This is a genomic window from Bradyrhizobium sp. LCT2 (assembly GCF_009931255.1).
GTDB lineage: Bacteria > Pseudomonadota > Alphaproteobacteria > Rhizobiales > Xanthobacteraceae > Bradyrhizobium > Bradyrhizobium diazoefficiens.
In genome coordinates, this window is sequence record NZ_CP034432.1 from 7,498,673 (window position 1) to 7,514,133 (window position 15,461).

Below are 15,461 nucleotides of genomic sequence, written 5' to 3' on the forward strand. Positions count from 1 at the left end.
GGGGCTTTTTTATCCTCAGCAAGAGCCGTCATTCCGGGACACGCCGGAGGCGTGGGCCCGGAATCCATCGGGCCACAGCGCGTGACGATGAATGGATTCCGGGTTCGCGCTTCGCGCGCCCCGGAATGACAGTAGTGTTTGCCGCTCGGCCGCGCCTCAATCCTGGATCTTCGAGAAGTCCGCGACCGCACGCGTGGCGCTGCGGATTTCGTTGAGCAGCTTCAGGCGGTTCTCGCGCACCTTTGGATCATCGTCATTGACGCGGACCTTGTCGAAGAACGCATCGACCGGCGGACGCAGCTTCGCCATCGCGCTCATCGCGGCGGCGAAGTCCTCCTTGGCGACGGCGGCGGATGCTTCCGCCTGCACTTCACTGATCGCCTTCGCCAGCGCCTTCTCCTCGCCGAGACTGTAGAGCGCAGTAGCGGGCTCATCGTCGTATAGGCGCTTGTCCTTCTTCTCCTCGATCGAGAGGATGTTGCTGGCGCGCTTGGTGCCGGCCAGCAGGTTCTTGCCGTCGTCGGATTCGAGGAATTTGCCGAGTGCATCGACGCGGCGAACGATCATCAGCAGGTCGTCCTGGCCACCGAGGGCGAACACGGCGTCAACGAGATCGTGCCGCGCGCCCTGCTCGCGGAGCTGGACCTTCAGGCGGTCGGCGAAGAAGGTAAGCAGGTCACCCGGAAGCTTCTGCACATCGGCTGGCTTCACCGACAAGCCGGCGAGTGCGGACGCAGCCACCTTCATGAGCGACAGCCGCAACGTGTTCTCGGCAATCAACCGGATCACGCCGAGCGCCGCGCGACGCAGCGCATACGGGTCCTTGCTGCCCGTCGGCTTCTCGTCGATCGCCCAGAATCCGACGAGGGTGTCGAGCTTGTCGGCGAGTGCCACCGCGACGCTGACCGGGTCGGTCGGCACGCGATCGGCGGGGCCCTGCGGCTTGTAGTGCTCCTCGCACGCCGCCGCGACGGAGGCATCCTCGCCCTGGGCCAGCGCGTAGTACTTGCCCATCAGGCCCTGCACCTCCGGGAATTCGCCGACGACTTCGGTCAGCAAATCCGCCTTCGCCAGATGCGCGGCACGCGTCGTCTTGGCAACATCGGCGCCGACCAGCGGCGCGACCTCGGCGGCCAGGCGCTCGATGCGCTTGATGCGCGCGGCCTGCGTCCCGAGCTTCTCGTGGAACACGATCTGCTCGAATTTCGGCAGGCGGTCCTCGAGCTTGGTTTTGAGGTCCGTCTCGTAGAAGAACTTCGCATCGGAAAGCCGCGCGCGGATGACGCGCTCGTTGCCGGCGATGATGGTCTTGCCGCCATCCGTCGCCTCGATGTTGGCGACCAGGATGAACTTGTTGGCGAGCTTGCCCGTCTTGGCATCGCTCACGACAAAGCACTTCTGGTTGTTGCGAATCGTGGCGCGGATCACTTCCGCGGGCGTCGCCAGGAATTCCGGTTCGAACGAGCCCATCAGCACGACCGGCCATTCGACGAGGCCGGCGACCTCGTCGAGCAGGTTCTGGTCCTCGACGAGATCGAAACCCTGCGCGAACGCAAGCTGCTTGGCGTCGGTGAGGATCGCGTCCTTGCGGCGCTCCGGATCGAGCACGACCTTCGCGTCCAGCAGCTTCGCCTCGTAATCCTCGAAGCGGCGCACATTGATCGCGGCGGGCGCCAGGAAACGATGACCATAGGTGGTCTGGCCGGCTTCGATGCCGTCCACCGCGAATTTCACGACATCGGGCTCTTCGGTCTCGAGCCCAAACGTCGCGATGATCGCGTGCAGCGGACGCACCCAGTTCAGTGAGCCCAGCTTGCCCGAACGCGCGCCCCAGCGCATCGATTTCGGCCAGGGGAAGGTACGGATGATGACGGGCAGTATCTCCGCAAGCACGTCGATCGCGTCTCGGCCGGGTTTTTCGATCAGCGCGATATAGAAGTCGCCCTTCGGATCGCGCTGGATCTTGGCCTCATCCAGCGACTTCAAACCTGTCGCTTTCAGAAAGCCCTGCACGGCCGCATCGGGCGCGCCCATTTTCGGTCCGCGGCGTTCGGTCTTCAGGTCAGGCTGGCGCGAGGGAATGCCGTGCACGGTGAGCGCAAGGCGGCGCGGCGTCGCGAAGGCTTTCGCACCCTCGTAGACGAGGCCTTCGGCGACCAGCTTGTCGGTGACCATGCGGCGCAGATCGTCGGCCGCCTTCGCCTGCGTGCGCGCGGGGATCTCTTCCGAGAACAGTTCAAGCAAAAGATCGGGCATCAGGCCGCTCCGCCCGCTTCAGTATGGATCCAGGCCTCGCCGCAGGCCTTTGCCAGCTCGCGGACGCGAAGAATGTAGCTCTGCCGCTCCGTCACGGAGATCACGCCGCGCGCGTCGAGCAGGTTGAAGACATGGCTCGCCTTGATGCACTGGTCATAGGCCGGCAGCGCCATCAGGTGCTCTTTCCGGTTGCCCTCGCGCCAGCCCGCGTCGAGATATTTCCGGCAGGCCGCTTCCGCCATCTTGAACTGCTCGAACAGCATCGCGGTGTCGGCAACTTCGAAGTTGTGCTTCGAATATTCCCGCTCGGCCTGGAGGAAGACGTCGCCATAGGTGACCTTGGCGTCGCCGTCGCGGCCGTTGAAATTGAGGTCGTAGACGCGGTCGACGCCCTGCACATACATCGCGAGGCGCTCGAGCCCGTAGGTGAGCTCACCCGCGACCGGCGCGCATTCGAAGCCCGCGACCTGCTGGAAGTAGGTGAACTGGGAGACTTCCATGCCGTCGCACCAGCATTCCCAGCCAAGGCCCCAGGCGCCCAGCGTCGGGCTCTCCCAATCATCCTCGACGAAGCGGATGTCGTGCACGGCGGAATCGATGCCGATCGCGGCGAGCGATTTCAGGTACAGCTCCTGAAGGTTCGGCGGCGACGGCTTCATGATCACCTGGAATTGGTAATAGTGCTGCATCCGGTTCGGGTTCTCGCCGTAGCGGCCGTCCTTGGGCCGGCGCGAGGGCTGCACATAGGCGGCGTTCCAGGGTTTTGGCCCGAGCGCGCGCAGGGTGGTCGCCGGATGGAAGGTACCCGCGCCCATCTCCATGTCGTAGGGCTGCAGGATCACGCAGCCCTGCTCGGCCCAGAACCGCTGGAGCGCGAGGATGAAGCCCTGGAACGAGCGTTCCGGGCGCATATGGGCGGGCAAGGAGGCGTCCATCGTCAGATCAGGCTCTCGCGGGGGGTTTTGAATCGCGCGGGACCGTATCGACGGCAGGGATGGGAATCAAGGCAAAGGGGGTGGAAATGGCCGTCATTCCGGGGCGCCCGAAGGGCGAACCCGGAAGCTCGAGATTCCGGGTTCGGTCCTGCGGACCGCCCCGGAATGACGCCGTGTGGAAGGTGCAGCTAACCCGGGCGATACGCCCCGGTCACGGGGTCACGCTTCAGCGTCTGGATGTCCCCCATATGGGCGGCCTCGGCGACGCGCGCGAGGCGCATCTCCTCCAGCTCCTGGTTGATCCGAACAGCGGTCTTGTAGGCCCAGCGGACCACGGCAAGCCCGCCCAAGACGCCCGCGAAAGCGACGAACGGCGGCATCGGTCGATCCTTGTCTAGTGCTCAGCCCCCACGCACATTCTTGCGCAGACCGGGCCGCGCCGCAATTGGCCCGGCTTCAAGTCTCCTTGGGACCAAATGGCGCGGAAGACCGCGCCCTAGAACCCGAATTTCGCCCAAATCGCCCGCGTTTCGACCGCCGAGATCAGCTCGTCCGGCAGCCCGGCCATTGATTCCAGGGCCGAAAGCTGGCCTGCGCCGGGCGATTTGCGCCCCAGAAGGCCGGACAGCAGCCCGGTCGGCTGCGCGATCACGGGGGTGAGAACCTTCTCGCCATAGCGGGCACGAAGAGTTGAGCGGAGATCGCCGATGCCGTCGGCCAGCCCCAGCGCGATCGAACTCGCGCCGGCCCAGTATTCGCCGGTGAACAAGGTGTCGTCCTCGCCCTTGAGCCGCGCGCCGCGGCTCTCCTTCACCAGCGCAATGAAGATCTGGTGGATCTCGCGCTGGAGCGCCTTGAGCTTGGCGACGTCGTCGGGGTTTTCGGGCAGGAACGGATCGAGCATCGCCTTGTGCGCGCCGGCGGTATAGAGCCTCCGCTCGATGCCGAGCCGCTTGATCGCGTCCTGGAAACCGAAGCTGCCGCCGACCACGCCGATCGAGCCGAGGATCGAGGACGGATCGCAGAAGATCTCGTCGCCCGCACAGGCGATCATGTAGCCGCCCGAGGCCGCGACGTCCTCGACGAACACCAGCACCGGCAGCTTCTTCTCCGCCGCGAGCTGCTTGATGCGCAGATAGATCTGGCGCGACTGCACCGGCGAGCCGCCGGGCGAATTGATCACCAGCGCCACCGCCTTGGCGTTCCGCATCGAGAAGGCCCGCTCCAGCACCCGCGCGACGCCTGCGAGCGTCATGCCCGGGCGCAGCGGCGTCACCGCACCGATCACGCCTGACAGCCGCACCACCGGCACCACCGCCGTGCCCGGGCGGAAGCGCGCCGGCAGATATTGCATGAGCTTGTCGGCCAGGCCGGAACTCTCACGATCGTTCAATTGTTCGGCCATGCCGTTACCTCTGTTTAACCAATTTTTATCACGCGACTGTCATTGAAAGTGCCTGGAACGTGTTTTGCAGAATTCCCGTCGGGAAGCTGCAATGAAGCAGCGGAGGAAACGCCATGAAGATCTATCTGCTGTTGATGCTGATCGGTGCGCTTTTCACGGCGATTCGCTTTACGTCCCCGCAAGAACAGCAGTCGGAATCGCTGCCACAGTAGGCCGTCACAGCTCCGCCAGCGGCAAGACTGCCCTTCCCTCCAGAATATCCGTCACCTCTTTTTTAGGCACGTGTGACTCTTCGTTAAGCATGAGGCCCGGCAGCAGGCGCGTCGGCGCCCTGCCGCCTTTGATCGCGCGCACCAGCACGCGGATCGCGGGCCGTCCCGCTTCGCCATGAACCGGCAGGATCGCAAGGCTGCCGAAGCCGCGTGACAGCGCTGCCAAAATCTCGGCGATTCCATCCGCGCGCCAGATCAACGTCAGCACACCGTTCGACCGGAGGATACGCCGCGCTGCATGCACCCACGCATGCAGCGTCTCCTCCGTCGCCACATGCGCGGTATGGCGCGCCTGGTCCGGCGAACCGCGATGGCGCACCGGATCGTTGAAGGGCGGGTTCATCAGCACACTATCGACGCTGTCGGGCACGAGCCCATGTGCCACGAAAGCCTGCGCATCGGCCGTGACGTCGAGCACGATCGTCTCGGCGGCAATCGCGTTCGCCGCCGCATTGGCGCGCGCGAGCTCCGCCAGTTCCGGATCGATCTCGACCAGGCTGAGCCTGATCCCCGCCACGCGCCGGCCAAGCGCCAGCCCGGCCGTGCCGATGCCGGCGCCGAGATCGACCACGCGGTCGCCCGCTCTCGCCTCCGTCGCCGCCGCGAGCAGGATGGCGTCATGCCCGGCGCGATGCCCGGACCGCTTCTGCTTCAGCCGCAACTGGCCGCCGAGAAAGGCGTCCTCGGTGATGTCGGCCTCAATCATCGCCGCGCAGTTCGTGGCTGAGCCCCGCCTCGGTCAGGAGCTGCCGGGCCTCCTGGGCGTCGTCCTCATGGACCAGGATCCGCCGCGGCAAAATGCCGAGCGAGCCCTCGATGATGCTCATGTTCTGGTCCAGCACCAGATGATGGATATTGGCGCCGTCGAGCAGCGCGCCGATCGCCGATACCAGCACCATATCGTTGGTCCGAACCAGTTCACGCAAAACGCAGGTCTCCTGCCTGAAAGGGGTTATGCGGCAAATGTCAATGGTTCCGCGGCACTTGCCGCGTCCGCCTCCAGTTTCTATTGTATTTCCATCAGAATAGCCCTTCCGGGGCAAATATTGGAGACCGGCGTGGCCGTCATCGTACCTTTCGAAACTCCCGGCGCGTCGATCGAAGAGCTGGTTGCCCTTGTCGCCGGTGACATGGAGCGCGTCAACGCCACGATCCTGTCGCGGACCGGTTCTGACGTAACCATGATCCCGGAGGTCGCCAACCATCTGATCTCCTCCGGGGGCAAACGCCTGCGGCCGATGCTGACGCTCGCCATGGCGAACCTTGCCGGCTACACCGGCGACGGCCATATCAAGCTGGCGGCCTCCGTCGAGTTCATGCACACCGCCACCCTGCTCCATGACGACGTCGTGGACGAGAGCGAGATGCGCCGCGGCAAGCTGTCGGCGCGCATGCTCTGGGGCAACGAGGCGAGCGTGCTGGTCGGCGACTTCCTGCTCGGCCAGGCGTTCCGCATGATGGTCGAGGTCGGCTCGCTCCGCGCGCTCGACATTCTTTCCGCGGCGGCCGCCACCATCGCCGAGGGCGAGGTGATGCAGCTTGCGGCCGCCAAGAACACCGCGACCACCGAGGACGAATATCTCGCCGTGATCCGCGGCAAGACCGCCGAGCTGTTCGCCGCCGCCTGCGAGGTCGGCCCCGTGATCGCCAACCGCCCGAAGGCGGAACAGACCGCCTGCCGCTCGGTCGGCATGAATCTCGGCATCGCCTTCCAGCTCGTCGATGACGTGCTCGACTATGGCGGCAAGAGCGCCAAGCTCGGCAAGAACACCGGCGACGATTTCCGCGAGGGCAAGATCACGCTGCCGGTCGTGCTCGCCTTCCGCCGCGGCAACGACACCGAGCGCGCCTTCTGGATCAAGGCGCTGGAGCGCGGCGAGATCGGCGATTCCGACCTCGACCACGCCATCGGCCTGATGAACAAGCACCGCGCGCTCGAGGACACGCTGAGCCGCGCCCAGCACTACGGCGCCATGGCGGTGGACGCCCTGGCGCTGTTCCCGTCGTCGCCGATGAAGAGCGCGCTGGAGCAGGTCGTGGCGTTCTGCCTGGCGCGGTCGCATTAGCGGCCTGAGGGTCTTTCTGCTTCTGCTATCAACCCCGTCATCCTGAGGCGCGAGTGGCGCGATGCGAAGCATCGCGCCGGGAGCCTCGAAGGATGCACGGCCCGGGCCGTCGCCCTTCGAGGCTCGCCGAAGAGGCGAGCACCTCAGGGTGACGGTGTTCGATCAGTGCGCATTGCCCCCAGATCGTCATTGCGAGCGCAGCGAAGCAATCCAGAGTCCCTCCGCGAAAACAGACTGGATTGCTTCTCTGCGCTCGCAATGACGGAGCAAGGCGCGCGGCCGCTTCTCTTCAACTGGCATTTTACTCAGAGACATAAGTTCGCTTTCTCACAACGTTTTAGCAACGCCCTTGCCATGCCTAGTTACTTGCATTTTGCAAGTTACTATCCTATCCTCCCGCCATGCAGCCCAAATCCCCCTCCATCCTGGAATGCCCGGTGGGCCGCGCCGTGGAGACGGTCGGCGAATGGTGGAGCATTTTGATCCTGCGGGATGCGTTCCAGGGCGCGACGAAGTTCGACGAGTTCTCGCAAAATCTCGGGATCGCGCCGAACATCCTGTCGCGGCGTCTCGCCCATCTCACCGCGTCAGGCATGTTCGTCCGCCGCCGTTACAGCGAGCGGCCACCGCGTTACGAATATGTGCTGACGGACAAGGCGCGGGATTTCTTCCCCGTGGTCGCCGCGCTGCTCGCCTGGGGCAACAGGCATCTCGCACCGAAGGGCGAAGCCATTCTGCTGGCGAGCCGGGCCGATCGTCGACCGTTCGACCCGGTCGTGGTCGATGCCGCCGACATGCAGCCGATCACGCTCGACAATGCGGTCATCATCGCTGGGCCGGGCGCCAGCCGCGGGATGCGCAAACGGCTCGCTTCGCTCAAGGCCATGAACCCGGCCATTGCGCCGGCTGGAGATTGACATGCGTCGTATCGTCGTGACGGGAATGGGCGCGGTGTCGCCGCTCGCCTGCGGTGTCGAGCTGTCCTGGCGCCGGCTGCTCGCCGGCCAAAGCGGGCTGCGTCCCCTGCCCGAATGGGCGCAGGCGCTCCCCGCACGCATCGCGGGCCTCGTGCCCGACAAGGCCGGCGATGCGGACGGCGGCTTCGATCCCGCGCAGGCCGCCGAGCCGAAAGACCAGCGCAAGATGGACCGCTTCATCCTGTTTGCGCTGCTCGCCACCGCCGAGGCGGTCGCGCAGGCCAAATGGACGCCGCAGGATGCGAGCGCGCTGGAACGGACCGCGACGGTCATCGGCTCCGGCGTCGGCGGCTTTCCGGCGATGGCGGAGGCGGTGCGCATCACCGAGCAGCGCGGCGTGCGCCGGCTCTCGCCATTTACGATCCCCTCGTTCCTCGCCAATCTCGCCGCCGGCCACGTCTCGATCAAATACGGCTACAAGGGACCGCTGGGAACGCCGGTCACGGCCTGCGCCGCCAGCGTCCAGGCGATCGGCGATGCCGCACGCATGATCCGCGCCGGCGAGGCCGACGTTGCGATCTGCGGCGGCGCGGAGGCCTGCATCGACATCGTCAGCCTCGGCGGCTTCGCCGCGGCGCGCGCGCTGTCGAGCTCCTTCAACGAGGAGCCGAGGCGCGCCTCGCGCCCGTTCGATCGCGACCGCGACGGCTTCGTCATGGGCGAAGGCGCCGGCATCCTGGTGATCGAGACGCTCGAGCATGCGCTGGCGCGCGGCGCGACACCGATCGCGGAGATCGTCGGATACGGCACGACGGCGGACGCCTACCACATGACGTCAGGGCCGCCCGATGGCGACGGCGCGCGCCGCGCCATGGAGATCGCACTGCGGCAGGCGCGGCTTGAGCCCGGCGAATTGCAGCATTTGAACGCGCATGCGACGTCGACGCCCGCCGGTGACGAAAGCGAGCTTGGCGCGATCGGCGCGCTGTTCGGCCGCAGCATCGCGGTGAGCGCGACCAAATCGGCCACCGGCCATCTGCTCGGCGCCGCCGGCGGGCTGGAAGCGATCTTCACCGTGCTCGCCTTGCGCGACCAGGTCGCGCCGCCGACGCTCAATTTCGAGAACCCCGACGCGAGCGCTGATGGCATCGACATCGTCTCAGGCAGCGCGCGGCCGATGCCGATGCGGCACGCCATCTCCAACGGATTTGGCTTCGGCGGGGTGAATGCCAGCGTGATCTTCCGCCGGATGGACTAAACGACGGGCCTTGCAATCGCCCCAAGCATCGCTACGACAGCAGGATGACCGACACGAATTTCTGGCTGTTCCTTGCCGCGGCGTCTCTCATTGCCGCCATTCCCGGCCCCGGCATTTTCTACGTCGCGGCGCGGACCTTGTCCGAGGGGCGCGGCAGCGGCTTTGCCTCGACCGCAGGCACGGCGCTGGGCGGGCTGGTTCATGTCATCGCCGGCAGTCTCGGCATCTCCGCCATCATTCTCGCCAGCGCCGAGCTGTTTGGCGCCGTCAAATTCGTCGGCGCGCTCTATCTGGTCTGGCTCGGCATCAAGACGTTTCGTAGCGCCGGCCGCGCACTGTCGCTCGAAAGCGAGCCCGTCGGCGACAGGCGCGCATTCCGCGACGGCGTGCTGGTCGAGGCGCTGAACCCGAAGACCGCGGCGTTCTTCCTCGCCTTCATTCCGCAATTCCTCGATCCCATGGGATCGAACCCCACGCTGCAATTCATCGTGCTCGGCGCGATCTCGGTGACGCTGAACACGCTCGCCGATGTCGTCGTGGTGCTGATGGCGTCCGCGACGCGTACGCAGCTGATCGGACGGCCGCATCTGATGCGGCGCCTCACCCAGGGCTCCGGCGTCTTCATCGCGAGCCTCGGACTCTCGCTCGCGCTGGCGCGGCGGCCGGCAAATGGCTAACGCCCCGCAAAGCCGCTTCTATGAATCGCACGGCCTGCGGCTGCATTATGCCGATTGGGGCAACGCGGGCGCGCCGCCCCTCATCCTGGTCCACGGCGGCCGCGATCATTGCCGCAGCTGGGACGTCATCGCCAGATCGCTGCAACCGCATTATCACGTGCTGGCGCCCGACCTGCGCGGCCACGGCGATTCCGACTGGACCAAGGGCGGCAGCTACGCGCTGACGGAATATGTGTACGATCTCGCCCAGCTCGTCCGCGGCGTCGCAGCGCCTCAAGTGACTCTCGTCGGCCATTCGATGGGCGGCATGGTGAGCCTGATCTTTACAGGGTCGTTCCCCGAGCAGGTCGCGAAGCTGGTCGTGCTCGACGGCGTGACCATGTTGCCGGACGCGCCGAAGCCGCCGGCGCACGAGCGCATCGGCAAATGGGTCGGCCAGCTCGACAAGCTGCACGACCGCACGCCGCGCCGCTATTCGACCCTCGCGGATGCCGCAGCGCAGATGGTGCTTCACAACAGACGGCTCTCCCGCGACCTCGCGCTGCATCTTGCAACGCACGGCGCGCGGCAGAACGAGGACGGCACCTATAGCTGGAAGTTCGATCCCTACCAGCGCGCCTCTGCGCCGCACCGGCTCTGGCCGGACGATCACGTCGAACTCTGGTCGCGCATCGCCTGCCCGACGCTGCTGCTGAATGCCGGCGAAAGCTTTCTGGCCGGCGCGAAGGCAGCAGGCCTGGAGCGCTACTTCCCGCAGGCGCGTGTCGAGACCATCGCCGGCGCGGGGCACTGGCTGCAGCATGACAAGCCGCAGGAGGTGTTGGGTGAGATCCGGCGGTTTCTCGGGCTGGCCGAGGACGGCGCAGGTTAGCTCCACTGCCGCAGGGTGGGCAAAGCGAAGCGTGCCCACCACTTCGATCGCGTCACCTGGATGCATGGTGGGCACGGCGCTATCGCGCCTTTGCCCACCCTACGGCAGTGTCGTCGGAGAAATACCTAGCTCAACGTCCCCGCATGCACCCACCAGCCGGGGTGATCGCGCCGGATCTTTTCCGCGGCAGCATGGGCCTCGGCCGGCGCGCCATAGATCGCAAAGCAGGTCGCGCCCGAGCCGGACATGCGGGCGAGCTTGACGCCGGCGGAGTCGCGTAGCGCCTCCAGCACCTCGCCGATGACAGGTTCGATGCGCATCGCGGGGGCCTCGAGGTCGTTGGCGACGGTTTCGAGAACCTCGACCCAGTCGGCAATCGAGGCGCCCTCCTCCGGCCAGGCCGGGGCTCCGAGGACGGAGGTGGCGCCGACCAGCAGCTCGCCGTTGCGCAGGCCCAGCGCCTGGAACACGTCCTTGGTCGCGACCGGCACGCGCGGATTGACCATCACGCAGGGCATGCTCGGCAGCGCCAGCGGCAGCAACTGCTCGCCGACGCCGGTCATGTCGCAGGCGCGCGAATACAGGCACACCGGCACGTCGGCGCCGGTCGCGAGCGCGACCTTCTGGAGGCGGGGATCATCGAGCGACAGGTTGTTGAGACGCGCCAGCAGCCGCAGCGCTGCCGCTGCATCCGCCGAGCCGCCGCCGATGCCGGCCGCGACGGGCAGCACCTTGTCGAGCGCAAAGGCGCCCAGCTTCAGGTTCGGCACGGCCTCGGCCAGAAGTTTTGCGGCCTTGAACACGAGATTGTCGGACGTCTCGCCGCAAGCCGCGGCCAGCGGTCCCGTGGTGGCTAGCTTCAGCTCGCCGCCTGGCTCCAGCGTGAGCCGGTCGGCGCAATCGGCAAACGCCACCACGCTTTCGAGATCATGATAGCCGTCGGCACGACGGCCGACCACGCGAAGGCTCAGATTGACCTTCGCGCGCCCCTCTTCAATCAACGCCGGCATCGGCGACACGCCCCCAACTTCACTCAGCTTAGCCGCCCTTGCCGTCGTCCTTCTTCTTCTCCGCCTGCGCGGCCGAAGAGTTCGAATTGTCCTCGGTGAGGCCGTTGGCGATCTTGGCCTCGATCTTCGGAAGCTCATCCGGCTCGGGCTTGAGATCGCGGGCGTGCGACCACTGGAATTTGGCTTCCAGCGTGCGGCCGACGCGCCAATAGGCATCGCCAAGGTGATCGTTGATGGTGGGATCCTCGGGCTTGAGATCGATCGCGCGCTCGAGGTTCTTCACCGCCTCTTCGTAGTTGCCGATGCGGTAGTAAGCCCAGCCGAGCGAGTCGACGATGTAGCCGTCGTCGGGACGCTGCTCGACGGCGCGCTTGATCATCTTCATGCCTTCGTCGAGGTTCACGCCCTGGTCGATCCAGGAATAGCCGAGATAGTTGAGGACATGCGGCTGGTCGGGCTGCAGCTCGAGCGCCTTCTTCATGTCGGCTTCGGCCTTGGCCCACTGCTTGGAGCGCTCCTCGCAGATGCCGCGATAATAGTACCAGACGCTGTTGGCCTTGTCGTTGCCGGCCGGCAGCACGTCGACGCCCTGCGAATAGGTCGCGCCGCAGTCGCCGAACTTCTTGCGGCCGCGCTCGATGTTGCCGAGCGCCATGATGGCTTCGAGATCCTTGGAATCCTCTGACGTGACGCCCTTGAGGATCTTGATCGCCTCATCGGTGCGGTCGGCGGAATCCAGATCGATGGCGAGCTGGATCTGCGCGTTGCGCTTCAGCGGCGAGGTCGACGGCACGCGCTCATAGACCTTGATCGCCATCTGCGGCCGCTTCACCGATTCATAGAGATCGGCGAGCGAGAGCAGCGCCAGCGGATGGGTCGGCTGGAGGTAGAGCGAGAGCTGGAGATAGACCAGTGCCAGATCCTCGCCGCCGCGGCGGGTCAGCGTGGCGCCGATGCCGTAGAGCGCCTCGGCAGCGCCGGCCTGCGCGGAATCGACCAGCGGCGGCAGCTTCTTGCCGGCCTTGGTGTCGCGCAGCCCTTCCACGATCAGCGGATGGCGGGCGAGCTTCTTGTCGAAGGCCTGGTAGACGGTGGTCGCGGCGGCCGCATCCTTGTTGCGCGACAGCCAGCGCGCATAGGCCTCGGTGACGCGCAGCATGGAATCGTCGAGCTTGTAGGCGCGCTCGAAGCGCGTGCCGGCGTCCTTCTCCTTGCCGGCGAGTTCGAGGATCATGCCGGCGTGGAGATCCTTGAACAGCGGATACCATTCCGGACCGGCGAGCTTGTCGATGGTGGCGACAGCACCCTTGGAATCGCCGGCGCCATAGGCCGCCCAGCCCGACAGCAGCGTGGCGACGAGATCGGTGATGGGGCCGCGGATCGACTGGTTGATGTTGGTCTGCGCAGTCGCGTATTTCTTCATCTTGAGATCGTGCACACCGACGACGAGGCGCGCGACGCGGTTGGTCTTGTCGATGGTGAGGACACGCTCGGCGAGCTTGACCGCTTCGTCGATGTCGCCGTCGGCGACCGAGGAGATGAAGGCACGGTCGAGCAGCTCGTTGTTCTTCGGATCGGTGCGGAGCGCCGAGCGGTAGAATGCGGCGGCCGAGGTTGCGTCGCGCTCGACGCTGGCGTGGCGGGCGGCGAGATAGCTGCCGGAGGTCGTGAGCGACTTCAGATCGTTCCGGGTCGGAAACTGCGCCGCCGTATCGGACGGATGATCCGGCGTCTGCGCCAGGACCCTGCCGGGGACCGTCGCGATCGCTGTGCCCATGAGGGCGATGGCGGCGACAGTCCAGCGGTTGAAACGATTTGAAAGCATCAGGGCTCGCCTTGAGTTGGTAGTGCCTGGGTTTGCAGCAGAAAGCCGTCTCGCATGCGAACGCGGCCGGTGGCATCGGGACCCGGAACCGTCAGGTCGGACAATGCCGCTTTTGGCGGTTTACCGCAAGGATTCGGACCGGGCGATCGCCTCCGAACGCCCCAAATCGGACAAGAGCGCCCCAAGACGCCGCCACTATGGCCTTATCGTGGCCGCGACAGGTGGCCGCGGCCCGGTTCTCACGCGAACGTGCGGCAGATCACCCTTTGTGACCAGGTCCGCGCTGATTGGACCGCCCTTACATCGCCTCGTAGTTCGGACCGCCGCCGCCCTCCGGGGGAACCCAGGTGATGTTGCCGTTGGGGTCCTTCACGTCGCAGGTTTTGCAGTGGACGCAGTTCTGGGCGTTGATCTGGTAGCGCGGGCTCGCACCCTCCTCGACCCACTCGTAGACGCCGGCCGGGCAATAGCGATTCGAGGGACCGGCGAACACGTCATGCTCGGAGGTCTTCTGGAGGTTCATGTCGGCAACCCTGAGATGGACCGGCTGGTCCTCCTCGTGATTGGTGTTGGACAGGAATACCGACGACAGCTTGTCGAACGAGATCTTGCCGTCCGGCTTCGGGTAGTTCCTCGGCGCGTGGCTCTTGGCCGGATCGAGGGTCGCGCGATCGGGCTTGGAATGCGACTGGGTACCGAACAGCGAGGCGCCGAACAGCGTGTTGCACCACATGTCGAGTCCGCCGAGCGCGACGCCGAGCACGGTGCCAAACTTCGACCACAGCGGTTTGACGTTGCGGACCAGAAAGAGGTCCTTGCCCACGGAGGAGGAACGCCACGCGTTCTCGTACTCGACGATCTCGTCATTGGCGCGATCGGCCGCAAGCGCTGCTGCGACATGCTCGGCGGCCAGCATGCCGGTGCCCATCGCATTGTGCACGCCCTTGATGCGCGGGACGTTGACGAAGCCGGCCGCGCAGCCGATCAGCGCGCCGCCGGGGAAGCTCAGTTTCGGCACTGACTGATAGCCGCCCTCGGTGATGGCGCGCGCGCCATAGGCGAGCCGCTTGCCGCCCTCGAAGGTGCCGCGGATCGACGGATGGGTCTTGAAGCGCTGGAACTCGTCGAACGGCGACAAATAGGGATCGTCGTAGTTCAGATGCACGACGAAGCCGACGGCGACGAGATTGTCGTCGTAGTGATAGAGGAACGAACCACCGCCGGTCTTCAGGTCGAGCGGCCAGCCGAATGAATGCTGGATCATACCCTTCTGGTGCTTGGCGGGATCGATCTGCCAGACTTCCTTCAACCCGATACCGAACTTCGCCGGCTCGCTCTTGGCGTCGAGCGCGAACTTCGCAATCAGCTGCTTGGTCAGGCTGCCTCGGGCGCCTTCGGCGAACAGCGTGTATTTGCCGAGCAATTCCATGCCGCGGGTAAAGGAGTCCTTCGGCTTGCCGTCGCGGCCGATGCCCATGTCGCCGGTGGCGATACCCCTGACCTTGCCCTCCTCGTCATAGAGCACCTCGGCCGCGGCGAAGCCTGGATAGATCTCGACGCCGAGCGCCTCGGCCTTGCGCGCCAGCCAGCGGCAGACATTGCCGAGCGAACCGATGTAGCAGTGATGGTTGTCCATCAGGGGCGGCATCATGAAGTTCGGCAGCTTGATCGCGCCGCCGCCCGTCATCCAGTAGAAGCGGTCGTCCTTCACCTGCGTCTTCAGCGGACAGTCGGAATCCTCGCGCCAGTCGGGAACAAGCTTGTCGAGCCCGGCCGGATCGATCACGGCGCCGGAGAGAATATGCGCGCCGACCTCGGAGCCCTTCTCCACCACGACGACGTTGAGATCGGCATTGAGCTGCTTCAGCCGGATCGCGGCCGACAGGCCCGAGGGGCCGGCGCCGACGATGACGACGTCGAATTCCATGGATTCGCGCGGGGGAAGTTCTTCGGTGCTCATCTGATCTCA

At 65.8% G+C, this 15,461-nt stretch carries 14 protein-coding genes; 5 read left to right on the plus strand and 9 right to left on the minus strand.

Annotated features, from left to right (window positions below):
• Positions 1–156: 156 nt before the first annotated feature.
• The 6 genes from glyS to EI171_RS35555 form a co-directional block, all read right to left on the minus strand.
• Positions 157–2,256 carry a glycine--tRNA ligase subunit beta gene (gene glyS, locus EI171_RS35530; protein ID WP_161536069.1) on the minus strand — a complete coding sequence of 700 codons (2,100 nt, stop codon included), beginning with the start codon at positions 2,254–2,256 and terminating at the stop codon, positions 157–159.
• On the minus strand, positions 2,256–3,191 hold the full coding sequence (locus EI171_RS35535) for a glycine--tRNA ligase subunit alpha (RefSeq protein WP_011085322.1): 936 nt from the start codon (positions 3,189–3,191) through the stop codon (positions 2,256–2,258). Before EI171_RS35535 ends, glyS begins: the two co-directional genes overlap by 1 nt.
• 188 nt (positions 3,192–3,379) lie before the next feature.
• Positions 3,380–3,571 (minus strand): hypothetical protein, encoded by a 192-nt coding sequence (locus EI171_RS35540; protein WP_028175609.1) that lies wholly within the window; start codon positions 3,569–3,571, stop codon positions 3,380–3,382.
• A gap of 116 nt (positions 3,572–3,687) precedes the next feature.
• Complete coding sequence (locus EI171_RS35545) at positions 3,688–4,596, minus strand: S49 family peptidase (RefSeq protein ID WP_028175608.1); 909 nt, start codon at positions 4,594–4,596, stop codon at positions 3,688–3,690.
• Positions 4,597–4,812: 216 nt separating this feature from the next.
• Positions 4,813–5,574 carry a tRNA1(Val) (adenine(37)-N6)-methyltransferase gene (locus tag EI171_RS35550; protein WP_028175607.1) on the minus strand — a complete coding sequence of 254 codons (762 nt, stop codon included), beginning with the start codon at positions 5,572–5,574 and terminating at the stop codon, positions 4,813–4,815.
• Positions 5,567–5,794, minus strand: coding sequence for a DUF2007 domain-containing protein (locus tag EI171_RS35555; RefSeq protein ID WP_011085319.1), 228 nt, complete (start codon positions 5,792–5,794; stop codon positions 5,567–5,569). Before EI171_RS35555 ends, EI171_RS35550 begins: the two co-directional genes overlap by 8 nt.
• Positions 5,795–5,926: 132 nt before the next feature.
• Between EI171_RS35555 and EI171_RS35560 the strand changes: the two genes are divergently transcribed.
• From EI171_RS35560 to EI171_RS35580, 5 genes are all read left to right on the plus strand, one after another.
• The gene (locus EI171_RS35560) at positions 5,927–6,934 is read left to right on the plus strand and encodes a polyprenyl synthetase family protein (RefSeq protein WP_028175606.1); all 1,008 of its coding nucleotides are present in this window, start codon (positions 5,927–5,929) and stop codon (positions 6,932–6,934) included.
• Between the two features lie 401 nt (positions 6,935–7,335).
• On the plus strand, positions 7,336–7,851 hold the full coding sequence (locus tag EI171_RS35565; protein ID WP_028175605.1) for a helix-turn-helix domain-containing protein: 516 nt from the start codon (positions 7,336–7,338) through the stop codon (positions 7,849–7,851).
• Position 7,852: 1 nt separating this feature from the next.
• Entirely contained in the window at positions 7,853–9,109 is a 1,257-nt protein-coding gene (gene fabF, locus EI171_RS35570; RefSeq protein WP_161536070.1) for a beta-ketoacyl-ACP synthase II, read from the plus strand.
• Between the two features lie 44 nt (positions 9,110–9,153).
• Positions 9,154–9,786 carry a LysE family translocator gene (locus EI171_RS35575; RefSeq protein ID WP_161536071.1) on the plus strand — a complete coding sequence of 211 codons (633 nt, stop codon included), beginning with the start codon at positions 9,154–9,156 and terminating at the stop codon, positions 9,784–9,786.
• Positions 9,779–10,657: an alpha/beta fold hydrolase gene (locus tag EI171_RS35580; protein WP_161536072.1), complete on the plus strand. Its 879-nt coding sequence runs from the start codon at positions 9,779–9,781 to the stop codon at positions 10,655–10,657. The genes EI171_RS35575 and EI171_RS35580 overlap by 8 nt, the downstream gene beginning before the upstream one ends.
• Positions 10,658–10,782: 125 nt before the next feature.
• Here EI171_RS35580 and EI171_RS35585 read toward each other — a convergent pair whose 3' ends face one another.
• The 3 genes from EI171_RS35585 to EI171_RS35595 all read right to left on the minus strand — a co-directional run bounded on the left by EI171_RS35585 (position 10,783) and on the right by EI171_RS35595 (position 15,452).
• Positions 10,783–11,667 (minus strand): 4-(cytidine 5'-diphospho)-2-C-methyl-D-erythritol kinase, encoded by an 885-nt coding sequence (locus EI171_RS35585; RefSeq protein ID WP_028175602.1) that lies wholly within the window; start codon positions 11,665–11,667, stop codon positions 10,783–10,785.
• A 28-nt stretch (positions 11,668–11,695) separates the two neighbouring features.
• Complete coding sequence (locus EI171_RS35590) at positions 11,696–13,492, minus strand: tetratricopeptide repeat protein (protein ID WP_011085312.1); 1,797 nt, start codon at positions 13,490–13,492, stop codon at positions 11,696–11,698.
• A gap of 298 nt (positions 13,493–13,790) precedes the next feature.
• On the minus strand, positions 13,791–15,452 hold the full coding sequence (locus EI171_RS35595) for an electron transfer flavoprotein-ubiquinone oxidoreductase (protein WP_028175601.1): 1,662 nt from the start codon (positions 15,450–15,452) through the stop codon (positions 13,791–13,793).
• Positions 15,453–15,461: the final 9 nt, after the last annotated feature.